This is a genomic window from Streptomyces sp. NPDC002577, from assembly GCF_053594815.1.
The window spans coordinates 94,354-113,990 of record NZ_JBSFWK010000006.1 but is presented as its reverse complement, the minus strand read 5'-3'; the positions used below and the strand labels follow the sequence as shown (position 1 = coordinate 113,990).

At 70.1% G+C, this 19,637-nt stretch carries 19 protein-coding genes and 1 pseudogene; 12 read left to right on the top strand and 8 right to left on the bottom strand.

The window, feature by feature from the left end:
* Positions 1–13: 13 nt before the first annotated feature.
* The 8 genes from ACWD4J_RS11255 to ACWD4J_RS11220 all read left to right on the top strand — a co-directional run bounded on the left by ACWD4J_RS11255 (position 14) and on the right by ACWD4J_RS11220 (position 9,410).
* A complete protein-coding gene (locus ACWD4J_RS11255) occupies positions 14–862 on the top strand; it encodes a carbohydrate ABC transporter permease (RefSeq protein WP_451395076.1) in 849 nt (282 codons plus the stop codon).
* A gap of 5 nt (positions 863–867) precedes the next feature.
* Positions 868–2,292: a carboxylesterase family protein gene (locus tag ACWD4J_RS11250; protein ID WP_451395075.1), complete on the top strand. Its 1,425-nt coding sequence runs from the start codon at positions 868–870 to the stop codon at positions 2,290–2,292.
* A gap of 8 nt (positions 2,293–2,300) precedes the next feature.
* Complete coding sequence (locus tag ACWD4J_RS11245; protein WP_451395260.1) at positions 2,301–3,431, top strand: ROK family transcriptional regulator; 1,131 nt, start codon at positions 2,301–2,303, stop codon at positions 3,429–3,431.
* 59 nt (positions 3,432–3,490) lie between these two features.
* Positions 3,491–5,017 (top strand): GMC oxidoreductase, encoded by a 1,527-nt coding sequence (locus ACWD4J_RS11240; RefSeq protein ID WP_451395074.1) that lies wholly within the window; start codon positions 3,491–3,493, stop codon positions 5,015–5,017.
* Positions 5,018–5,031: 14 nt separating this feature from the next.
* On the top strand, positions 5,032–5,640 hold the full coding sequence (locus tag ACWD4J_RS11235) for a nucleoside deaminase (protein WP_451395073.1): 609 nt from the start codon (positions 5,032–5,034) through the stop codon (positions 5,638–5,640).
* Positions 5,641–5,669: 29 nt separating this feature from the next.
* Entirely contained in the window at positions 5,670–6,596 is a 927-nt protein-coding gene (locus ACWD4J_RS11230; RefSeq protein WP_451395072.1) for a sugar phosphate isomerase/epimerase family protein, read from the top strand.
* Between the two features lie 23 nt (positions 6,597–6,619).
* Entirely contained in the window at positions 6,620–6,832 is a 213-nt protein-coding gene (locus tag ACWD4J_RS11225) for a hypothetical protein (protein WP_451395071.1), read from the top strand.
* A gap of 175 nt (positions 6,833–7,007) precedes the next feature.
* Positions 7,008–9,410 carry a SpoIIE family protein phosphatase gene (locus tag ACWD4J_RS11220; protein WP_451395259.1) on the top strand — a complete coding sequence of 801 codons (2,403 nt, stop codon included), beginning with the start codon at positions 7,008–7,010 and terminating at the stop codon, positions 9,408–9,410.
* A 206-nt stretch (positions 9,411–9,616) separates the two neighbouring features.
* Here ACWD4J_RS11220 and ACWD4J_RS11215 read toward each other — a convergent pair.
* A pseudogene (locus tag ACWD4J_RS11215) lies at positions 9,617–9,796 on the bottom strand (IS630 family transposase); the annotation flags it as partial.
* A gap of 456 nt (positions 9,797–10,252) precedes the next feature.
* Here ACWD4J_RS11215 and ACWD4J_RS11210 point away from each other — a divergent pair.
* From ACWD4J_RS11210 to ACWD4J_RS11200, 3 genes are read left to right on the top strand one after another with little or no spacing between them, the layout of a single operon-like run.
* Complete coding sequence (locus ACWD4J_RS11210; RefSeq protein WP_451395070.1) at positions 10,253–10,657, top strand: hypothetical protein; 405 nt, start codon at positions 10,253–10,255, stop codon at positions 10,655–10,657.
* Complete coding sequence (locus ACWD4J_RS11205; RefSeq protein WP_451395069.1) at positions 10,636–11,262, top strand: hypothetical protein; 627 nt, start codon at positions 10,636–10,638, stop codon at positions 11,260–11,262. The genes ACWD4J_RS11210 and ACWD4J_RS11205 overlap by 22 nt, the downstream gene beginning before the upstream one ends.
* A complete protein-coding gene (locus ACWD4J_RS11200) occupies positions 11,259–11,906 on the top strand; it encodes a helix-turn-helix domain-containing protein (protein WP_451395068.1) in 648 nt (215 codons plus the stop codon). The genes ACWD4J_RS11205 and ACWD4J_RS11200 overlap by 4 nt, the downstream gene beginning before the upstream one ends.
* A gap of 41 nt (positions 11,907–11,947) precedes the next feature.
* Here ACWD4J_RS11200 and ACWD4J_RS11195 read toward each other — a convergent pair whose 3' ends face one another.
* Positions 11,948–12,256 (bottom strand): hypothetical protein, encoded by a 309-nt coding sequence (locus tag ACWD4J_RS11195; protein ID WP_451395067.1) that lies wholly within the window; start codon positions 12,254–12,256, stop codon positions 11,948–11,950.
* Positions 12,257–12,394: 138 nt separating this feature from the next.
* Positions 12,395–12,811, bottom strand: a complete 417-nt coding sequence (locus ACWD4J_RS11190; protein ID WP_451395066.1) for a MarR family winged helix-turn-helix transcriptional regulator — start codon at positions 12,809–12,811, stop codon at positions 12,395–12,397.
* A 448-nt stretch (positions 12,812–13,259) separates the two neighbouring features.
* Here ACWD4J_RS11190 and ACWD4J_RS11185 point away from each other — a divergent pair, with 448 nt between their 5' ends.
* A complete protein-coding gene (locus tag ACWD4J_RS11185; protein ID WP_451395065.1) occupies positions 13,260–13,667 on the top strand; it encodes an alcohol dehydrogenase catalytic domain-containing protein in 408 nt (135 codons plus the stop codon).
* 52 nt (positions 13,668–13,719) lie between these two features.
* Here the strand turns inward: ACWD4J_RS11185 and ACWD4J_RS11180 are convergent, their stop codons facing one another.
* Genes ACWD4J_RS11180 through ACWD4J_RS11160 form a run of 5 tightly spaced genes read right to left on the bottom strand, consistent with a single transcriptional unit; the run spans position 13,720 to position 19,520 of the window.
* Complete coding sequence (locus ACWD4J_RS11180) at positions 13,720–14,037, bottom strand: alpha/beta fold hydrolase (RefSeq protein ID WP_451395064.1); 318 nt, start codon at positions 14,035–14,037, stop codon at positions 13,720–13,722.
* 31 nt (positions 14,038–14,068) lie between these two features.
* Entirely contained in the window at positions 14,069–16,084 is a 2,016-nt protein-coding gene (locus ACWD4J_RS11175; RefSeq protein ID WP_451395063.1) for a dipeptide ABC transporter ATP-binding protein, read from the bottom strand.
* Positions 16,081–16,929, bottom strand: coding sequence for an ABC transporter permease (locus tag ACWD4J_RS11170; RefSeq protein WP_451395062.1), 849 nt, complete (start codon positions 16,927–16,929; stop codon positions 16,081–16,083). Before ACWD4J_RS11170 ends, ACWD4J_RS11175 begins: the two co-directional genes overlap by 4 nt.
* Positions 16,926–17,882, bottom strand: a complete 957-nt coding sequence (locus ACWD4J_RS11165) for an ABC transporter permease (RefSeq protein ID WP_451395061.1) — start codon at positions 17,880–17,882, stop codon at positions 16,926–16,928. Before ACWD4J_RS11165 ends, ACWD4J_RS11170 begins: the two co-directional genes overlap by 4 nt.
* 3 nt (positions 17,883–17,885) lie before the next feature.
* The gene (locus tag ACWD4J_RS11160) at positions 17,886–19,520 is read right to left on the bottom strand and encodes an ABC transporter substrate-binding protein (protein WP_451395060.1); all 1,635 of its coding nucleotides are present in this window, start codon (positions 19,518–19,520) and stop codon (positions 17,886–17,888) included.
* Positions 19,521–19,637 lie beyond the last annotated feature (117 nt).

Here is a 19,637-nt window from a genome sequence, read left to right as displayed (position 1 = left end):
GGAGAACGCTGACATGACTACCGACCGGATCGCTGTGCACCACCGGTCCGTCGCCCGGCCCCTGTTGTACGGCGCGCTGGTTCTGTGCGCGCTGCTCACGACGCTTCCGTTCCTCTGGGTGATCAGCGGCTCGCTGCGCAGTCTCGCCGAGATCCGCTCCGACCCCGGTGCCTGGCTCCCGCATGACGTCACCTTCGACAACTTCGTGCGGTTGTTCAGAACCGAAGGTTTCGGCCAGTTCATGGTCAACAGCATCGTGGTCGCGGCCATCGTGGTCGTCGGCAACATCGTGGCGGCATCGGCCGCCGGCTACGCGCTCGCGAAGTTCGACTTCGCTGGCAAGCGGATCGCGTTCGGCGCGGTCATGGCGGCGATGATGGTGCCGTTCACCACGGTGTTCGTCACGCAGTTCGTGATCACTGTCGACATGGGTCTGGCGGACACCCTCGCCGGTATCGCACTGCCCGGCCTGGCGATGCCGATGTCGGTCTTCATCATGCGGCAGTACGCATTGTCGATCCCCGACGAACTGCTCGAGGCGGCCCGGATCGACGGCGCGAGCGAGTTCCGGATCTTCTTCCGGATCTTCCTCCCGCTGGCCGGCCCCGCGGTCGCGACGATCACGATCATGTCGTTCCTCACCTCGTGGAACAACTTCATCTGGCCGCTCATCGTCGCGCAGAGCATGTCCAGTTACACGCTGCCGGTGGGCCTCGCCGCCACCAGCCAGGCGGCGGCGCACGTCACCGACTACGGCCTGATGCTCGCCGGTGCGATCGTCGTGATGCTGCCGGTGCTGGTCCTCTTCCTGTGCCTGCAGCGCTACTTCGTGCAGGGAATCGCCGGAACGGGAATGCGGTGACCCCGATGACGTACCGGATGGACTCACTCGACGCTCCCAGCGAGCCCGTCACCGTGCACGCTCCCGCGGGCACGATCATCGGCCGTCGCACCGGCCGGGTACGGCGCTTCCTCGGCATCCCGTTCGCCGAAGCGCCCACCGGTGCACGGCGGTTCGCCGCACCGGTCCCCCGTGGCCGGCTCACGGAGCCGTTCGACGCGTCACGCCACGGTGCCACCCCGCAAGCCGTGCCGCTGTTCGCCACGACCACCGTGCCGGAGCCGTCGGTGCCGGGCGACGACGTGCTGAACCTCGGCATCGTCGCTCCGGCAGCGGACGACGACCGCGGGCCCTTCCCGGTCATGGTGTGGATCCACGGCGGCGCCTTCCTCGCGGGGAGCCCGGCCAGTCCGTGGTACGACGGCCGCGCCTTCGCCCGCGACGGCGTCGTCTGCGTCACCGTCGGCTACCGACTGGGCGTCGACGGATTCGCCGTACTGGACGACGTCCCCGCGAACCTCGGGTTGCGTGACCTGCTGCTCGCCCTCGACTGGGTACAGGAGAACATCGCCGCTTTCGGCGGTGATCCGGACCGGGTCACCGTCGCCGGCCAGTCGGCCGGGGGCGCAGCGGTGCTCGCGCTGCTCTCGTCGCCCGCCGGCAGCGGCCGCTTCCACCGCGCGGTCAGCCTGTCCGGTGGCACGTTCGCAGTAGGCGGAGACGCGGCACGCCACTTCCTGGGACGGCTCGGGGACAGGCTCGGCGTGCCGCCGACGCGCGCCGGATTCGGCAGTTGCACCGTGGAGCACATCCAGCAGGGTGTCCTCGATCTGCGGAGCGAGCGGGGCGACGACACGCTCGTGCTCGGCCCGTTCGTCGGCGACGACATACTGCCGGTGCCCATCGCCGACGGACTCAGCGTGCATGGGCACGGCGTGCCCGTGCTGCTCGGCGCGACGGGCGACGAGTTCGACGGCGATGCCATGCCCGGGCACCCTCACCCGAGCCCCTTCAGCACCGCCGAACTCGCCGCCGCCCGCGCGGCAGGTACCCGTGTGACAGACACCCTGTTCCGCGCCGCCTGCCCGCGCGCGGCGCACTCCCGTCGCGACGCCATCGCCGGCACCTGGCTGTATTCCTTCGAATGGGCATCGCCCGTGCTCGGCGGCGCCACGCACTGCATCGACGTCCCGTTCTTCTTCGACGTACTCGACGCACCGGGCGTCACCGAGGCGCTCGGACCGAACCCGCCCGCGGAACTGGCCACGTTGATGCACGCCGATCTGGTCGGCTTCGTCCATGGCCAGGAGCCGGCCTGGGCGAGGGCGACCGGGACGCTCGGCGATCCGGCTCGCGAATACGGTCGGCCCGGATCAGCGCTCGTGGCTGACACCACGGGCGTGTTCGATCCCGTGGTACGGGCGGTGTCCGAGGTGGCGGAGGCGTGCTGATGTCCGGGATGAACCAGAGCGCCGTCCGACGAGTCAACACCTCGGTCATCCTTCGCGCGTTGGCGGTGTCGGCCGGGCCGATGAAGCTGACCACCCTCGCCGAGCAGACCGGCCTTTCCCGCCGCACCATCGAACTCATCCTGGACTCGCTCGTCGAGGCGGGCTGGGTGACCGAGCTGGACCGCGTGCCGACGAGCGGCTGTGCCGGGCGCCCGGCCCGCCGCTACGAACTGCGCGCCGAACACGCGCTGCTGGCCGCCGCGCACATCACCACCTCGGACGTCTCCGCGGTCGTCGCCGATGTACGCGGCCGCATTCTCGGCCGGGCTCACCGGCCGCTGCGCGCCTACCAGGATCCGCAGGTCACGCTCGACGACGTGGCGGCGCTGGTGCTGGAGGCGCTCCACGACGCGGGCGGGTCGGCAGACCGTCTTCGCGCCGGCGCGGTCGCAGGCGGTGGTGCGATCGACGACGACGGAGTCGTGCGGCGCCTGGTGCACACGACGCGGTGGGAAGGTGTGAACCTGCCCGAAGAACTCACGCGACGCATCCGGGTGCCCTGGTTCGCGGACAACGACACCAACCTCGGTGCGCTCGCGGAGCGTTGGCGAGGGATGGCCGGTGACCACGACAACGTCGTATGGGCGGTGCTAGGGAACCGGACCGGTCTCGGCATCCTCATACGCGGGGCCGTGCACCGCGGTCTCGACGGCGCCGCGGGTGAGATCGTCGAGGCGGTGTCGATACCGACCGGCTCGGTCGAGGACCGCCCAGTGGCGTGGCTCACCTCACCGGAACCGGCCCAACGCAGGATTGCGCGCGACCGCTTCGACGTGGCCCGGGCCGGCGATGCGACCGCGCTCGCCGAGGTCGACGAATTCGTGGAGAACATCGCGTCGATCCTGACGACCTTGTCGTGGACGGTCGCACCGTCGCTCATCGTGCTTGGCGGCGGTCTGGAGGACGCGGCCGATGTGCTGCTGCCCCGGGTGCGTGAGGCGATGCGCGACGCGCGCACACCTGCGATCGAGCTGCGCGCCACCGGCCTGGGCCGAGACGCCGCGCTCATCGGCGCCGTCAAGTTGGCACTCGACCGCATGGACACCGAGTTGTTCGGCCCACTCGTCCCGAGCGCGTGACCTCCCACGGGCACTCACGCCTCCCCCTCAGCACCCGTGGCACAGACTGGAGTCTCACTGTGACCGACACCACCCGCACCGACGTCCTCATCGTCGGCAGCGGCATCATGGGATCCGTCGTGGCCCGACTGCTGCGAGACACCGATCCGGCACTGCGCATCACCATGGTCGACGGCGGCAACGCGATCGGCGAGGCCCCCGGCCTGCACCTGCACGACGTCGACGACCCGGTCCTCTGGTCGCGCTACAACGAACAGGTCGTCACCGGCGTCCAGGGCATGTACACGGGCGCCGAGGTGGTGCGCGAGGTAGCGGACCGCCTCACCGATCTCCCGCCCGGCATGTACCACGCACTCGCCTTCGACGAGGACGCCGAGGCGATGCCCGCGACAGCGCTCGCGTGGAACGCGGGTGGCATGGGCGTGCACTGGACCGCCGCGACGCCCTGGCCCGCCGGACACGAGGTGTTCGACTTCGGCGACCCGGCCCGCTGGGCGGAGGACCTGGACACCGCGTGCCGGGTGCTCGCGGTCACGCCCTCCGCGATCGGTCCGACCGAGGCCGGCCGGATGGTGCTCGATGTACTGCGCCGACGCTTCGACGGCATCGGACCGGACGATCGGCGACCGCAGCCGATGCCTATGGCCGTCACTGCGATGGCATCGGGTCCCATGCCGCGCACGGCTCCGGGGACGATCTTCCCTGCGATCGCGACGGGCGGGGACCCGGCCTTCACCCTGGTGACCGGTACGCTCGCGACGTCGCTCATCGTCTCGGGCGGCCAAGTCGCCGGCGCCCGGCTGCGTCGCATCGCCGACGGCGCCGAGTCGGAACTCCTCGCGGACGCCGTGGTGGTGTGCGCCGATGCGCTGCGCACCCCGCAACTGCTCTTCGCCTCGGGCATCCGGCCGAAGGCGCTGGGCCGCTACCTCAACGAGCACGCGTTCATCACCGCCCGGGTGCTGCTCGACCTCGACCGGTTCGGCATCGACCTCGACGCCCTGCCCCTGCCGCACGCCGGCGAGTTCAGCACGGATTCGCTCTGGCTGCCCCAGAACGGAGCGGCACAGCCGTTCCACGGTCAGATCATGAACCGAACGTACGTGGACGAAGACGGCCGCCCCCTGGCGCACTCCGTGGGCCTCTCGCTGTACGCCCCCGTCGAGTCACGCCCCGAGAACCGGCTCGTGTTCTCGGAGACCGAGACCGACCTCGCCGGAATGCCGCGGATCAGCGTCGAGTTCGGCTACTCCGACGCCGACCGCGCGCTGATCCGCCGGGCACTCGACGAGGTCCGGTCGATCGCCGAGGAATTCGGCTCGTTCGATCCCGCGACCGAACGTGCGCTGCTCCCGCCCGGCTCGTCGCTGCACCAGACCGGCACCGTCCGGGCCGGCGTCGCCGACGACGGCACCAGCGTGTGCGACCCGGACGGTCGGGTGTGGGGCTTCGACAACCTGTACGTCGCCGGCAACGGCGTGATCCCCACCGCAATGGCCGCCAACGTCACCCTGACCGGCGCGGTGACCGCCGTACGGACCGCCCGCGCCGTCGCCGAACGAAGCGCCGTGCTCACCGCACAGTGAGAGGAAGCCCGATAATGATCGACATCGCGAAGGAATACCGCGTGGCGCTGCCGGCGTGGATCGACGACGAACTGGCCGCCGTGCCCGCCGTCATCCCCGACCGCGACGACCGGATGCGCCTCGTGCACCACCTCGCCGACCGCAACTGGCGCGAGGGCAACGGCGGCCCGTTCGCGGCACTCGTCGCCGAGCAGGACACCGGCCGGATCGTCTCGGTCGGCGTGAACGTCGTGCTCGGCTCTGGTGTCTCGAGCGCGCATGCCGAGGTCGTCGCGCTCGGACTGGCGCAGACGGCGACCGGCGGTTGGGACCTCGGCGGCGACGGGATGCCGGCGCACGAGCTGGTCGTGAACTGGCGTCCGTGCATCCAGTGCTACGGCGCGGCGATGTGGTCCGGGGTGCGCGGCCTCGTGGTCGCCGGCGAAGGCCCGGAACTCGAGGAGATCACCACGTTCGACGAGGGCCCGCTCGGCACGGACTGGGCCGAGCAGTTCGAAGCACGCGGCATCAAGGTCACGCGGGACGTGCTCCGAGACGAGGCGCTCGCCGTGTTCCGCAGCTACCGAGACGCCGTCGACGCCGACGGCGTCGTCGTCTACAACGCCCGCGGAGGTGCCGAATGACACCACGGATCCGCCCGGAGACAGACCTCGTGGCACCACGTTTCGCAACCGACATCGTGACCTTCTACCACCCGGATTTCTGGGGACTCGAGTCCGCCGACGCCTTTCGCACCTGGGCCGTCAGGAACCCTGGGAGTTTCTGGGAGCGGGTGATGGACGCGCTGGCCGAGGCCGGTGTCACCGGCATCGAGCTGACCTTCCCGCCGGGCGACATCGACTCGGTCCTGCGAGCCTTCGGCAACGTACCGTCGTTCCGCCGCGAACTGGAGGCCCGAGGCCTGTCCGTCGTGAGCGCCTTCATCGCAGCCAGCGAATGCCCCGACTGGCGGGACAGCGAGAACCTGCCCGAGATCGTCGCCGACGCCGAGCGACGCGCAGCCTTCCTCGCCGACGTGGGAGCGGAACTCCTCGTCGCCGGACTGCCCATGCGTACGACGTTCGGGACGCGCCCGCCCTTCTTCGTCGACGCCGCGTACATGACCCGGATGGCTGAGATCGCCCACGTGGTCGGGGAGGCCGTCGCACAGCACGGTGTGAAGCTCGCCTTCCACACGGAGTCCAACAGCACGCTCTGGTACGAGAGGGACATCGACCTGTTCATGGCTCTGACCGATCCGCGCTACGTGTGGCTGTGTCCCGACTCGTGCCACATCGCACTCGGGGGAGGTGACCCCGTCGCCGTCGCGCGTCGCCACTCCCAGCGCATCGCACTCGCGCACTGGAAGGACGCGATCAAACCCATCGACGTCGAACTCACCATCGACGAAACGGTCTTCGCTCAGCAGCAGCCCTACATGACCGAACTGGGCACGGGCATCGTGGACTGGCGAGGATGGGCCGACGCGATGTCCCTCACTCCCGGCGCCGGCATCGTACTCATCGAGCTGGACGAGGCGGCTGATCCCGTTGCCGCTCTCCGGGCGGGGGCGGCCGTGGCGAAGATGGCTCGGGCCTGATCGACTTCGCCCCCGGCATCGAGGTGACGTTCCTCGAACACGACCGGGCACTCGACGACCGCGCCACGGCGATGGGCTGGACGCCGGGCTTCGGCCGCCTCGGCTCGATGCTCGCCCCGCCGCTGCTCGGGCTCATCATCGGGGCCGGGGGCGCGACCGGCTTCCGCTACCGGCCGCGCTGTCGCCTGCGGGGAAGGTTCCACCGCGGGAGGGGCCACCGCTTCAGGTGCGCATGAGGTCGGCCAGGAGTGCGGGTAGCAGGCGCTCCGAGGTACGGCGCCGCCCCGCGTCTTTATCATGGGGACAGGGCAAAGGCCCGGTCATGGAGACAGGGCAGAGGCCGGCGATGGGCTGGGGCCGATGAGCGTGCCTAAGACTTCCGGGCGCCGCAGCGCAGGATCACGAGACCCGCTGCGAGGATCGGAAACGGCCACCGCCTTCGTGGAAGGCACAGGCAGGATCGCCCTGTGGAGCCCGCAGGCAGAAGCGCTTCTCGGATATACGGCGGAGGTGGTCTGTGGAACGCCCGCAGTCAATCTGCTGACCACCCGGGAGTACCAGGAAGCGGCGCTCGCCGCCGGCGAGGGGCGGACAGGCGGGCAGGGCTGGGACGGCGTACTGACCTTGAGACACCGCGACGGGCATGAGCTGCGGGTCGCGCTGCGCATCCGCCCGGTGCTCGGCAGGGAGGACCTGGCCGGCTGGTCAGTCACAGCCGCCGACGCCCGCCAGGTGGAGCGGGAGGAGATCGATCACGCGATCCTGGAGGCGCTGTTCAGCCAGTCCCCGATGGCCATCACCGTCATGGACACCGAGCTGCGGTACCGATGGGTGAACGCCGCGACCGAGCGCGCGGTCGGCGTTCCCGCCGAGCGGCTCATCGGCAGGCGCATCGTCGATGACACACCAGAGGTCGACTTCCGGACGATCGAACAGGTCCTGCGCCATGTGCGGGACACCGGCGAGCCGGTGGTGGACTTCCACATGCGCGGCCGTATTCCATCGGATCCCGAGCGTGAGCGCGCCTGGTCGGGGGCCTCCTTCCGGCTGACCGACCCCCACGACCGGGTTCTCGGGATGTGCCAGACGTACGTCGACATCACCGACGGCTATAGGGCCCAACAGCGACTGGCGCTGCTGACCGAGGCCGGTACGCGTATCGGCACCACACTGGACGCGGTGACCACTGCGCAGGACCTGGCGGACGTTCTCGTGCCCGCTCTCGGGGACCTGGCATGGGTCGAGCTCGCCGAAGCGGTGTTCGACGGTGACGAACCCCCGAAGGTACTCGGCGGCGGAAGACAGCACTGGCGCCGGGCCGCCGTGTCCTCGGCCACCGGTGCATGGCCCTCCGGTCTCCTTGAGCGCGGCGCGACGGTTCCCCTGCTACCGGACATCCCCCACCTCCGCGGCCTTCAGCACGGCAAGGCCAAGGTGATCGACCGTGAGGCGATCGCCGTGTTCGGCGACCCGCAACTGGTCAAGCTGCTGGTTCCTGAGGGCGGGCGTTCAGGGATGGCGGCACCGTTGTTCGCGCGCGGTCTGGTGCTCGGCGTCGTCACGGTCTGGCGCACCGAGCAGCAAGAGCCCTTCGACGAGGGCGACGCGGAACTGCTGACCGAGATCGCTTCCAGGGCCGCGCTGAGCGTGGACAACGCCCGCCGCTACACCCGCGAGCATCGAGCGGCCGTCGCCCTGCAGCAGCGCCTCCTCCCGCCGGCCCTGACCGAGACCCCGACAGTCGGGACAGCGGGCTTCTACCTTCCTGCCGGCGGCGGAGCCGAGATCAGCGGCGACTGGTTCGACGTGATCGCCCTGCCCTCGCTGCGCACGGCGCTGGTCGTCGGGGACGTCGTCGGCCACGGCCTGCACGCCACCGCCACCATGGGCCGGCTGCGCACCGCCGTCCAGACCCTCGCCGATCTGGAGCTCGACCCCACCGAACTCCTCACCCACCTCGACGACCTCGTGCAGCGCCTCGCGGCTGAGGCGCCCCGCGGCCACCAGGACGCCGTCGGCGCCACCTGCCTGTACGCCGTATATGACCCCATCACCCGCCGCTGCACCCTGGCCAGCGCCGGCAACCCACCGCCCGTGCTGGTCCGGCCCGACGGCACCACCCGGCTCCTCGAGATCTCCCCCGGACCGCCCCTCGGCGTCGGCGGCATGCCGTTCGAGACCACCACCATCGACCTGGAGCCCGGGAGCGTCCTCGCCCTGTACACCGACGGGCTCGTCGAAGGCGACGACCACGACCTCGACGCCGGCACGCGACGGCTGACGGAGAACCTCGCGGCACTGTCCGGCCGCGACCGCGCCGTGGATGACATCGGGCGCGCGCTTCTCGCCGGGCTCGGCGACCACCCGCCCCGCGACGACATCGCCCTGCTGCTCGCCCGCACCAGGGCCGTCCCGGCGGAGTCCACCGCCAGCTGGGAGTACGCCGCGGACCCGGCCGTCGTGGCCGAAGCACGCGAGGCCACCACCCGCCAACTGACCGCCTGGGAACTCGACGACCTCGCCTTCACCACCGAACTGGTCGTCAGCGAGCTGGTCACCAACGCCATCCGCTACGCCGGCGGCCCGATCGGCCTCCGGCTCATCCGCGAGAACGTGCTGGTCTGCGAGGTCACCGACCCCAGCAACACCCAGCCCCGCCTACGCCGGGCCCAAACCACCGACGAAGGAGGTCGCGGACTGTTCCTGGTCGCCCAGCTCACCACCCGCTGGGGCAGCCGCTACGGCCAAAACGGCAAAACCATCTGGGCCGAACAACCACTCAACCCTGCGGCAGAGCGGCTCCGGGCGGCCTAGCGTCCCGGTCCGGAGACCCTGTCGCAGTAGCGGCAGATGCGATCGATGATCTGGTCGGCGGTCATGGTCCACTTGAACGGCCGGGCATGGTTGTTCCAGGGCTTGATCCAGTCCTCAAGGGCGGTCTTCAGCTCGTTGAGGGAGCACATCACGGGGACCGCCAGGCCGGGCTCGGTCTGGCGGTCGATCTCGTCGAGGAAGTCCCGGAAGTCGACCGCCCGGTGCTGCGCGGACAGCTTCCCGATCACCTTGCCGGTCGCGGTGTTCAGCGCGGCGAACAGATCGACGGTGCCGTACCGGAGGTAGTCGAAGCTGCGCCGCTCGGGGGTGCCCGGGATCATGGGCAGTACCGGCGCGGTCCGCTCCAGTGCCTGGATCTGCGGCTTCTTGAAGTCCTCGGTCCGCCACGGCTGCAGCCCGAACGCCCGCCAGATCCGCAGCACGCTCGTAGGCGAGATCCCCACCCGCTTCGCCAGCTCCCGCTTCGACCAGTGCGTCGCCCCGTCGGGAACCTCTTCCAGGGTGCGCACCACCACCTCCTGGCAGCGGTATCGCGCCCCAGCCCGCGTGCCACGGTGCAGCACACATGCCTGGTGGGCCGGGTACCGGCGGAGGACCATGCTGCCCGTGGCGTGACCGGGGATCCCGCCCGGGAACGGCCGGCAAGAGAGTGAGGGCAGTCGATGTTGCAGCCGACAGCGGCCACGAACTCCCTTTCCGCATGGCCCGCGGCGGATGCCGAGCCCCGATCCCCGAGTGCCAGTCGGCTCTCTGTCCTGCCCGCATCCGGACCGAGCCGCTCGGGTGCAGAAAGTGCGGTAGGTGCGTCGGACGACGTTGCCGTGGACCCGGCTGACACGGGTATGCGGCCGGAGATCGCACTGTCCTGGCGGCGCTCCGCGATGAGCGGGCTCACCACTTCGGCGTCGGACATCCCCGTGCACCCGGAAGCGGCCGATCGGCGCAGCCGTCTTGTGGTGGATGCCGAACCCGTGCTCGCCGAGGTCGCCGAGCAACTCGGTGACATGGGCTTCTGCGTCCTGCTCGCCGACCGGGACGCGCGGATCGTGAACGTCCCCGTCGGAGCCGGGACCCTGCGCAAGCGGCTCGAAGGGCTGGGCGGGGTGCCGGGCGGGGTGTTCCTGGAGGAGACGACGGGAACGAACGCGATCGCCACGGCACACGAACTGCGGCAGGGCTTCGCCGTACACGGCGAGGAGCACTATTGGAGCCGTTCAAGCAGTTGAGCTGCTACGGGCAACCCGTCATCCACCCGGTGACCCACCGGCTCGAAGGCGTCCTCGACATCACGTGTCTGGCCCGCGACGACTCTCCCCTGCTCGGTCCCTTCATCGCCCGGGCGGCACGGGACATCGAGGAGAATCTGCTGCGTACGGCTCGCCGCACGGAGCAGCGGATGCTGTCCGCGTTCCAGGCGGCGGCTCGTCGGAGCCGGCCGGTGCTGGTGATCGGCGAAGGCGTGGTGCTGGCGAACCCCGCGGCCACCGAACTGCTCGACCCGACCGACCACCGGCGGCTGCGGGAGCTGGCGAGCGGTTTCGAACGCCGCGCCGGCGGACCCGGTGAGCCCTGTCCTGTCCGCTCGGTGGAGCTGTCGTCGGGGCAAGTCGTGTCCGTCCGGATCCGGGTCGTCAGCCCCGGCGCGGACGGTGTGCTGTTCGAGTTCCCGGATCAGGAGGAACGGGCCGCCGTGCCTCGGCGGGTCTCCGGGCCGTCCGCACCCTCTGGGATGCCGTGCCGGGGAAGCCGACGTATGTGGGCGGGCCGCCCGGCACCGGGCGCTCGACGACAGCGCGGTCGCTCACCGGTGGTGACCCGGCCGGCGTCGTGACCCTCGACGCGTCGGACGTGGCCGCCCGAGGGGAAGAAACGTGGCTGTCCGCCCTGGAGAAAGCCGCGGACGGCGGGGCGAGGGTGCTGGTGGTCGAGGACGTCCACCTGTTGCCCGAGGCCTGCTGCGTTCGCCTGCGGCGGCTCATGGACCGGTGCGATCCGTGGATCGTCCTGACCGGTGCCCCGGCCACCGAACTCACCGGACACCATGCCGTGCTGGCCTCGGGCTGCCCTACCCGGATCGACCTGCCTCGGCTGCGGGACCGCTCCGCGGAGCTGCCTGAGCTGGTACGGGCGATGCTCCGCGACCTGGGCGCCGACAATCGGTTGCGCTTCACGTCCGCCGCGCTGGGCGTGCTGGCCGGCCACCCGTGGCCCGGCAACCTGCGAGAGCTGCACACGGTCGTACGAGCGGTCGTCGACAGCCGGTCGGCCGGCGATGTCACGCCCCACGACCTGCCCGCGGACTACCGGACCAGTCCCCGCCTGCGCGTCATGACACCGCTGGAGCGGGCGGAGCACGACGCGATCGTCGCCGCTCTGCGCGAGTGCCACGGCAACAAGGTGCACGCCGCCAAGCGGCTGGGCATCAGCCGGACGACGCTGTACAGCCGTATACGTGTACTTCGGATCACCGTGTGACGCGGCCCGGGGCACCCCTTGCCGATGTCGCCACGGCCACGTCAGTGGGGCATGTCGTCCAGAGCGGTGGAGAGACAGGCGACCTCGGGTCGCTTCACCGCGAACAGCATCACGCTGCCGTCGGGCAGATCCACTTCGGCGACCTGCAGGAAGCCTCCCGCCTCAAGGACCGTCTGCGTGACCATGTCGTCCTCGTCCGGGGCCGCGACGAGACGGCGGCAGTGCGGATCGGCAGCGAAGAGTGCCGGGACGAGCACGCGAAGCGGCCGGGCGGTCATGGTCCGCCCGGCCGGGTCGCCGGGAAGGACGCGTTGGACAGGGTCATCACGATGCTCGGTCTCGGCGGGCACCTGCAGTACCTCACGGTCCTCGATGTCGCCGAAGGGGCGGCCCGGATGCCGGTGCTGGTGGTGCTCATGGAGTGTCCTTCGCGTGTGGCCGTTGCCGTAACGATCACAGAGGCTGTTGAGGCAGGGGCTGTCGGCCCCTCACGAGCCGGGCCGCTCCTTGGCGCCGATCCTCTGCAGGGCCTCGATGAACGCGGCGCGCATGTCGGCCGGAATCCCGCCGAGGACGTGCTCGTCGACGGATTCACTCAGCGGCCGGATCCGTTCCACGGACCGCACGCCCTCGTCGGTGAGGGTGAGCAGCTTGCGACGACGGTTGGCGGGATCGACCCGGCGAGCCAGCACTCCGCGCTGCTCCAGCCGGTGCACCAGGGGGGCCAGCGTCGCGAAGTCGATTCCGGTGATCTCACCGAGCCGGGACTGGTCGATGCCGGGCCGCTCGTGGATGGTGAGCAGCACCGCGTACTGCGGCGGCGTGACATCGCCCACGACACTGTTCCACTGTGCGGCGTAGCTCTGCAGCGCACGCCGGAGCAGGTGGAGCGGCGACTCCAGCAACGATTGCGATGGGTCCTGCTCGGTGATGGCTGACTCCCTGAGATGAGCGGGGTGTGGCCCGATTCTGCCAGAGATATCACCGCACACGAACTTTTCGTGCACGAACGACGAGCGAAGAGACTCGGCGGCGGCCCTCGGATTCAATCTGCTTCAGGAGCGGCCGCCCCTCCGGGTGTCCAGGAATTGAACAGTTCGCCACGTGTGTGCGGCCCTACCTTGCCAATCAGGGACTCACGGCAAAGGAGCCGCACCATGCACATCACAGCCGCGCTGAACGAGGCCAAGGGCGCCCCCTTCATCCTCGCGCCTCTCGACCTGGACGACCCACGGCCAGGAGAGGTCGTCGTGAGGTTGGTGAGCTCGGGCGTGTGCCACACCGATCTCATCGTCCGGGACCAGTGGTACCGTTCCGCTTCCTGCCGTACTCGGCCACGAGGGCGCGGGCGTCGTGGAAACGGTCGGCGTCGGCGTCACCTCCGTCTCCCCCGGCGACCACGTCGTCCTGACCTTCAACTCCTGCGGCGGCTGCCGCATGTGTGTCCAGGGGCGGCCCGCGTACTGCGACCAGTTCTTCGCCTGCAACTTCGCGGGCTCGCGCGCCGACGGCAGCACACCCCTGCACCGGGAGTCCGGTGACGTACACGGCGTCTTCTTCGGACAGTCGGCGTTCGCCACCCACGCCCTGGCCAATGAGGGCAACGTGGTGAAGGTGAACCCGGGCGCTCCTCTCGAACTGCTCGGCCCGCTGGGCTGCGGCGTCCAAACCGGCGCTTCTCCCGCAAGTGGGTTCCAGAACACGGCGAGCCTGATCTCAGCATTAACGCAGTTCAACGTCGGTGATGCGGTGACTCCATGAGCAACAGAGCTGTTGTAACAAGGAGTTTCGCCCACCACCGCGCTGAGACCATCTAGGACGCTTGGTACTCCAGCCCGGGCTGTCGACTGCGTACCACGCCGCAGATGATCACGACTCGGCGCCAGCTGGAGCGGCCGTGTCCGGGCAGGTCGAGGGCGATGGCGGGCCGGTCCAGGCCCAGCAGTACGTCGTTCCAGGCCCGGGCGCTGGATCCGGCGTCGTTAAGGAGGACGATGGTGGGCCTCTGCGTGTGCCTGAAGACTCCGCCGATGCGGCCGCCGGTGGCCACGGTCGCCCAACGGCGCTGGATGACAGGGGCGTTCGACAGGTCGGCGAACTCCTCGACGGCGGTGCTCGTGGTCGTGAGCATGCGGTTCCCGGTATTCGGGACGGTCAGGGGGTCACATAGGGTCGGCCACCACCCTCACCGCGGCGGTGGCGGGGATCCCGGCGGGCAGGTCAGAGGGGTCGAGGTGGCAGTGCACGACATGACCCGCTCCCAGGTCCCGCTGCGGCGGGGTCACTGCCTCGCACAGACCGGTGATCCGCCGCGCGCAGCGATCGGCGAAGCGACAGCCACTCGGTCGTGTCGGGGCGTTCTCTGGTGCTTGTGGCGAACTCGTCGCCACCGGGCGCGAAGCGGCCTCGACGAGCAGGGCGGTGTACGGATGCGACGGACCGCGCAACACGTCGCCCGCGGGCCCCTCCTCGACGATCGCGCCGCGGTACATGACGGCGATCCGGTCGGCAAGATGGCCGACGACCGCGAGATCGTGCGAGATGAAGAGGTACGACGTCCCTGTACGGTCCCGCTGATCGGCCAACAGCTCGAGCACTGCCGCCTGCACGCTGACGTCCAGGGCGGACACTGGCTCGTCGCAGATCACCAGGTCAGGACGGCCCGCGAAGCTCCGGGCGATCGAGACACGCTGTTTCTGCCCGCCGGACAGCTGGGCGGGAGGCCGGTCGAGGAGGTCCGCGTCGATGCGGGTGCGGTCCAGGAGAGCTTCGAGGGACGTGGCCGCGGGATTTGCGAGGGTGGCCAGCGACCTCTTCAGGACGGTGCGTACGGTGTGGCTGGGGTTGAGGGAGGCGTCGGGGTTCTGGAAGACCATCTGGATGCGTGGGCGTACTTGGGTATCGCGTCGCCTCAGGCCCGTGGGGAGCGGTTCACCCCGTAGGCGTAGCTCCCCCTCGCCGTCGGGGGCGAGCCCCGCGATGGCCCGCGCGAGGGTGGTCTTGCCACTGCCCGACTCCCCTACCAGTCCCAGGACTTCGCCCTCGCGGATCGTCAGATCGACGTGGTCGACTGCGACGGTGGTCCCGAACCTCCGTACCAGGTCACGGACTTCGAGGAGGACGGTGGACGTCTCCTTCGGGCGTTCGTCGCCCGCCGCCGGTCGAGGCTTAACCGCCGTCTGGCCCGGGTGCACGCAGCGAACCGCTCGGCCCGGCACGGCCTCCGCGTTCAGCTCGGGTTCGGCTGCCCGGCAGGCGTCCTCGGCCAGCGGGCAGCGGGGCGCGAATGCGCAGCCCGTCGTGGTGTCGCCCGGTAGAGGAAGCCGTCCGGGTACGGGCCGCAGCGGGCGCTCGTGCCGGGTCGCACCGAGCACCGGTACGGCCGCCAGCAGGCCCGCGGTGTACGGGTGGGCTGGGGTGGCCAGGACCTCGTCGACTTGCCCGGTCTCGACGAGGCGTCCCGCGTACAGCACGCCCACGCGGTCGCACATCCGGCCGATCAGGCCGAGGTCGTGGCTGACGAAGACCACGGCGGCGTTGAGCCGGCCCCGCAACTCCTTGAGCAGGCCGAGCACTTCGTGCTCGACGGAGGCGTCCAGGCCCGTCGTCGGCTCGTCGAGGATCAGCAGACGGGGCTGTGCGGCGAGGGCTGCGGCGATGACGACGCGCTGCTGCTGGCCGCCGGACAGCTGGTGCGGATAGCGGTGCGCGAGCTGTTCCGGGTCGGGCAGCCGCACCGTGCGCAGGAGTTCGACGACGCGCTCGGTGGTCTCGGCACGCGACAGACCACTGCCGCGCAGGACCTCGGCCAGTTGCTTGCCGATGCGCATCGTGGGATCCAGCGAGCCTGCCGCGTCCTGGTGCACGAAGGCGAGCTGTGACGCCCGCCATTCCCGCAACCGCCGCCCGCCGAGGGCCAGTACGTCGGTGCCGTCCAGTCGTACGCTGCCGCCGAGCACTCGTCCTCCCGGTGCGAAGTGCCGGGCCAGCGCGTACGCCAGGGTCGACTTTCCGCAGCCCGACTCACCGACCAGGCCGAAGATCTCGCCGGGGGCGACCGTGAACGACACGTCGTGCAGAACCTGGTCGTTGCCGTAAGCGGTGTTCAGCCCCTCGACCTGGAGCCCCTGTTCGTCGGTACTCATGTCGGCCTCAAGTCCCTGTTCGTGCGTACTCATGGTGTTTCTCCTCCTGCCGCCCGCCGTGAGGTGTCCGCGACCAGCGCGACCCCGACCACGAGCGAGACGATCGCCAGGGCGGGGGCGAGGACCGTCCAGGGTGCGTTGTTCAGCCACACGCGGTTGTCGGCGACGGCGGCGCCCCATTCCGGTGAGCCCGGTGGCTGGCCGAGGCCAAGGAAGGAGAGGGTGGCTGCGGCGAACACGGCGTCGCCGAGTCGGGCGGTGGCCTCGACGTACACGGTGCGGCGGACGTTGGGCAGGATCTCGCGTCCGAGCAGCGACCACAGCGGCTCGCCGCGGAGCCGGGCGGCTTCGACGTAGGGCTTCTCCCGCTCGACCAGGGTCGCCGCCCGTACGCTGCGCGTGACCGGCGCCGTGAGGGCGGCCGCGACGACGAGCACGAGTACGGTCGTGGAGCGGCCGAGCAGCGCGGCGAACAGGATGGCGGCGATGACGGCGGGGAAGACGACCACCGCGTCGACGATCCGCATCACTACGTCGTCGAGCCAGCCGCCCACGCCTCCGGTGACCAGCCCGATGACGGTGCCGGCGAGGACCGCCAGCGCGGTCGCGGCCGGCGCCACTTCCAGGACGGGGCGTGCCCCGGCAACCATGCGGGAGAAGACGTCACGGCCGAACTGGTCGGTGCCGAGCCAGTGGGCTCCGCTCGGAGCCAGGAAACGGTCCTGCGGACGCTGGACGTCCGGGGCGTAGGGCACCAGGTGTGGCCAGAACAGGGCGACGGCGGTCCACACCGCGATCAGGGTGGCCCCGAGGGCAGAGGCGACGGGCAGCCGTCCCACTCGTCCCAGTGGCCGCAAGACGATCGTCGGGGTGCTCAAGCCGCACCTCCGAGGCGTATCCGCGGATCCAGCAATCGGTGGACCACGTCGGCAAGCAGCATGACCAGCATGTACAGGACTCCCAGCACCATGGCGCTCGCCTGTAGCGTCGGCAAATCCTTGTCCTGAGCCGATTGCAGCAACAGGGCTCCGACACCGGGGTAGTTGAACAGCAGCTCCACCACGACGATGCCGCCGAGCAGGTACTGCAGCTGGACGCCGAGGGCGCTCGTGGCCGGCACCGTGGCATTGCGCAGCACATGCCGAACGACGATCCGGGCGGAGCCGACACCCCTCAGCCGCGCCGCACGCACGTAGGGGCCCTCGACGACGGCGACGGTGCTGGCGCGCACGTGTCGGGCGACGTATCCGGTGCACACCAGCACCAACGAGATCGCCGGCAGCAGGAGGTGCCACAGAGTCTGCCCCAGGCCGTCGGCCCCGGGCTGGGTCTGCGCCGATGCGGGCAGCCAGTGCAGTTGCACCGAGAACACCACCAGGAGGACCACCCCGGTGACGAACTCCGGTGTGGCGCCCAGCGCCAGGGTCGTGGAGGTGATCGTCCGGTCCAGGGCCCGGCCGTGGTACAGCCCTGCGATCAGGCCGAGCGTCAGCGCGACCGGCACCAGCAGCATGAACGCGAACACCGCCAGGAACAGCGAGTGCCCCAGCCGCTCCTGCAGCAGCCCGGGCACGGGCACGTGCAGTGTGTACGACGTGCCCCAGTCGCCGGTGACGAAGTGCCCGAGCCAGCTGCCGTACTGCACGGCGAGGGGCCGGTCGAGGCCGAGTCGGTCGTTGAGGGCACTCACGGAAGTGTCGGAGGCTTCGCGGCCCAGCACAGTGCGTGCCACGTCACCGGGCAGCACCTGGGTGGCGAGGAAGACCAGGAGCGAGACTCCCAGGAGCGTCAGGGGGATGGCGGCGAGGCGCCGCAGCAGGATCCGGGTCATGGTTCAGGCCTGGGAAACGGTGGTGAAGTCGACGTACTGACTGGGATGGGCCTGGACACCCCGGAACTTGGTGCTGTTGTAGGCGCGGACCCCGCCGCTCCAGTACGCGATGACGATCGGCACGTCCTCGTGCAAGGTCTTGGCAATGGACTCCGCCTGCTTGCGTCGCTCGGCTTCGCTGGTGGCAGCGTCGTAGGCCTCTGCGGCCGCATCGAGGGCCTTGTTTGCGTATTTGGAGCCGTTCCAGACGCCGTTGCTCGTGACCATGGGGATGATGAACTGGCTGGGCACGGCTCTGCCCGTCCAGTTGACCAGGTTGGCGGTCGTGAACAGCCAGGGCGTGTCCGTGGCCTGGTCGCCGCCGTAGAACTCCCTCGAGGAGCGAAGGTCGAGGTCGACGGTGATGCCGGCCTCCTTCAGCTGGCTCTGGATGGTGACCGCGTAGTCCTTGTTGGGCGGGTCGAAGGTGAGGGTGAAGCGCAGGCTGTCCAGGCCGGCCGTCTTCAGGAGCTCGGCGACCTTCGCCTTGTCCATGGCGCGCTGCGGGATATCGGTGGGGGCGGCCGGGAAGAGTGGCGCGAGCAGGTGGTCGTTGCCGAGGTCGCCGAGTCCGCTGCCGGCGGCCTGGCGGACGGCGGGACGGTCGAGGGCGTAGGCAACGGCCTGACGGACTTCCTTGCGGTTGAAGGGTGCCTTGTCGACGCGGAGGGTGAGGACGGTGACTGAGGTGCCCTTGACCTTGTCGACGGCGATGCCCCTGCTGTCGCCCAGGGGTTCGACGAGCGCGGGCTGGCTGAGGAACTGGGCGTCGATGTCGCCGGATTGCAGGGCGACGAGATCGGCCTGGTCATCGGCGTAGAACTTCACGTCCACACCGTCGAGATAGGGCTTGGGGGTGTTCCAGTACGTGGGGTTGCGGACGAAGGAGGCGCCGGTGGAGACGTCGTACGACGTGAGGGTGAAGGGCCCTGTGCCGATGCCGTGTTTGGTGAAGTCGCCTGCGTAGTCCTTCTTGAGGATCACCGTGTTGTAGTTTCCGGCCGAGACCAGGTACGGAAAGTCGGAGAAGGGGCGTTCAAGGGTGAAGACGACGGTCGAGTCGCCCTGAGTGCTCACGCCGCCCGCTCTGAGGACGGTGTCGAAGGCGGACAGGGCCGCCGAGTTGCTTTTCGGGTCGAGCAGCCGGTCGAAGGAGGCCTTCACCGCGGCGGCATCGAGCTTCGTGCCGTCGGAGAAGGTGACGCCCTCGCGCAGAGTGAAGGTCCACTTCCGGGCGGACGCGTCTGAGGTCCACTTGGTGGCGAGCCGGGGAACCAGCTTGAAGTCCTTGTCGAGCCAGATCAGGTATTCGGCCACCAGCTGGTAGAGGGCGATCGCGGTGCCGTCGTACGCCGTGACCGGGTCGAGGGCGGTGGGCGGCGGCGGGGCGCCCACGCGAAGGGTGCCGCCACGCTTGGCCGGGCCCGTGCCCGAAGCTTTCGCCCCTGTCGATGCGCCGCCGGCACTCGGCGCGCAGGCCGCGAGCAGGGCGGCCAGGGCGCCGCCGCCGGCCAGGGTGAGGAAGCCGCGGCGGGAGGGGCCGGTGGGAAGGACGTCCTGCCAGTGCTGGGACAGCGCGTCGGCATCGGATGCAGGCATGGGTTCTCCAGGGAATGATCAGCGGCACAGCACAACCTGGGGGAGCTGTACGCGGGCGTGAGCGGTGTGAGCAGAAAGGTGAAAGTGAAGAAGAGTGGAGCCGAGGGTGCCCGTCAC

Excerpts from the sequence above, each read along its gene's own strand:
- ACWD4J_RS11160 (WP_451395060.1), bottom strand. The coding sequence starts at position 19,520 with ATGCCTGCATCCGATGCCGACGCGCTGTCCCAGCACTGGCAGGACGTC.
- ACWD4J_RS11250 (WP_451395075.1), top strand. The coding sequence starts at position 868 with ATGACGTACCGGATGGACTCACTCGACGCTCCCAGCGAGCCCGTCACC.
- ACWD4J_RS11180 (WP_451395064.1), bottom strand. The coding sequence starts at position 14,037 with ATGCTCACGACCACGAGCACCGCCGTCGAGGAGTTCGCCGACCTGTCG.
- ACWD4J_RS11175 (WP_451395063.1), bottom strand. The coding sequence starts at position 16,084 with ATGAGTACGCACGAACAGGGACTTGAGGCCGACATGAGTACCGACGAA.
- ACWD4J_RS11165 (WP_451395061.1), bottom strand. The coding sequence starts at position 17,882 with ATGACCCGGATCCTGCTGCGGCGCCTCGCCGCCATCCCCCTGACGCTC.
- ACWD4J_RS11245 (WP_451395260.1), top strand. The coding sequence starts at position 2,301 with ATGAACCAGAGCGCCGTCCGACGAGTCAACACCTCGGTCATCCTTCGC.
- ACWD4J_RS11255 (WP_451395076.1), top strand. The coding sequence starts at position 14 with ATGACTACCGACCGGATCGCTGTGCACCACCGGTCCGTCGCCCGGCCC.
- ACWD4J_RS11235 (WP_451395073.1), top strand. The coding sequence starts at position 5,032 with ATGATCGACATCGCGAAGGAATACCGCGTGGCGCTGCCGGCGTGGATC.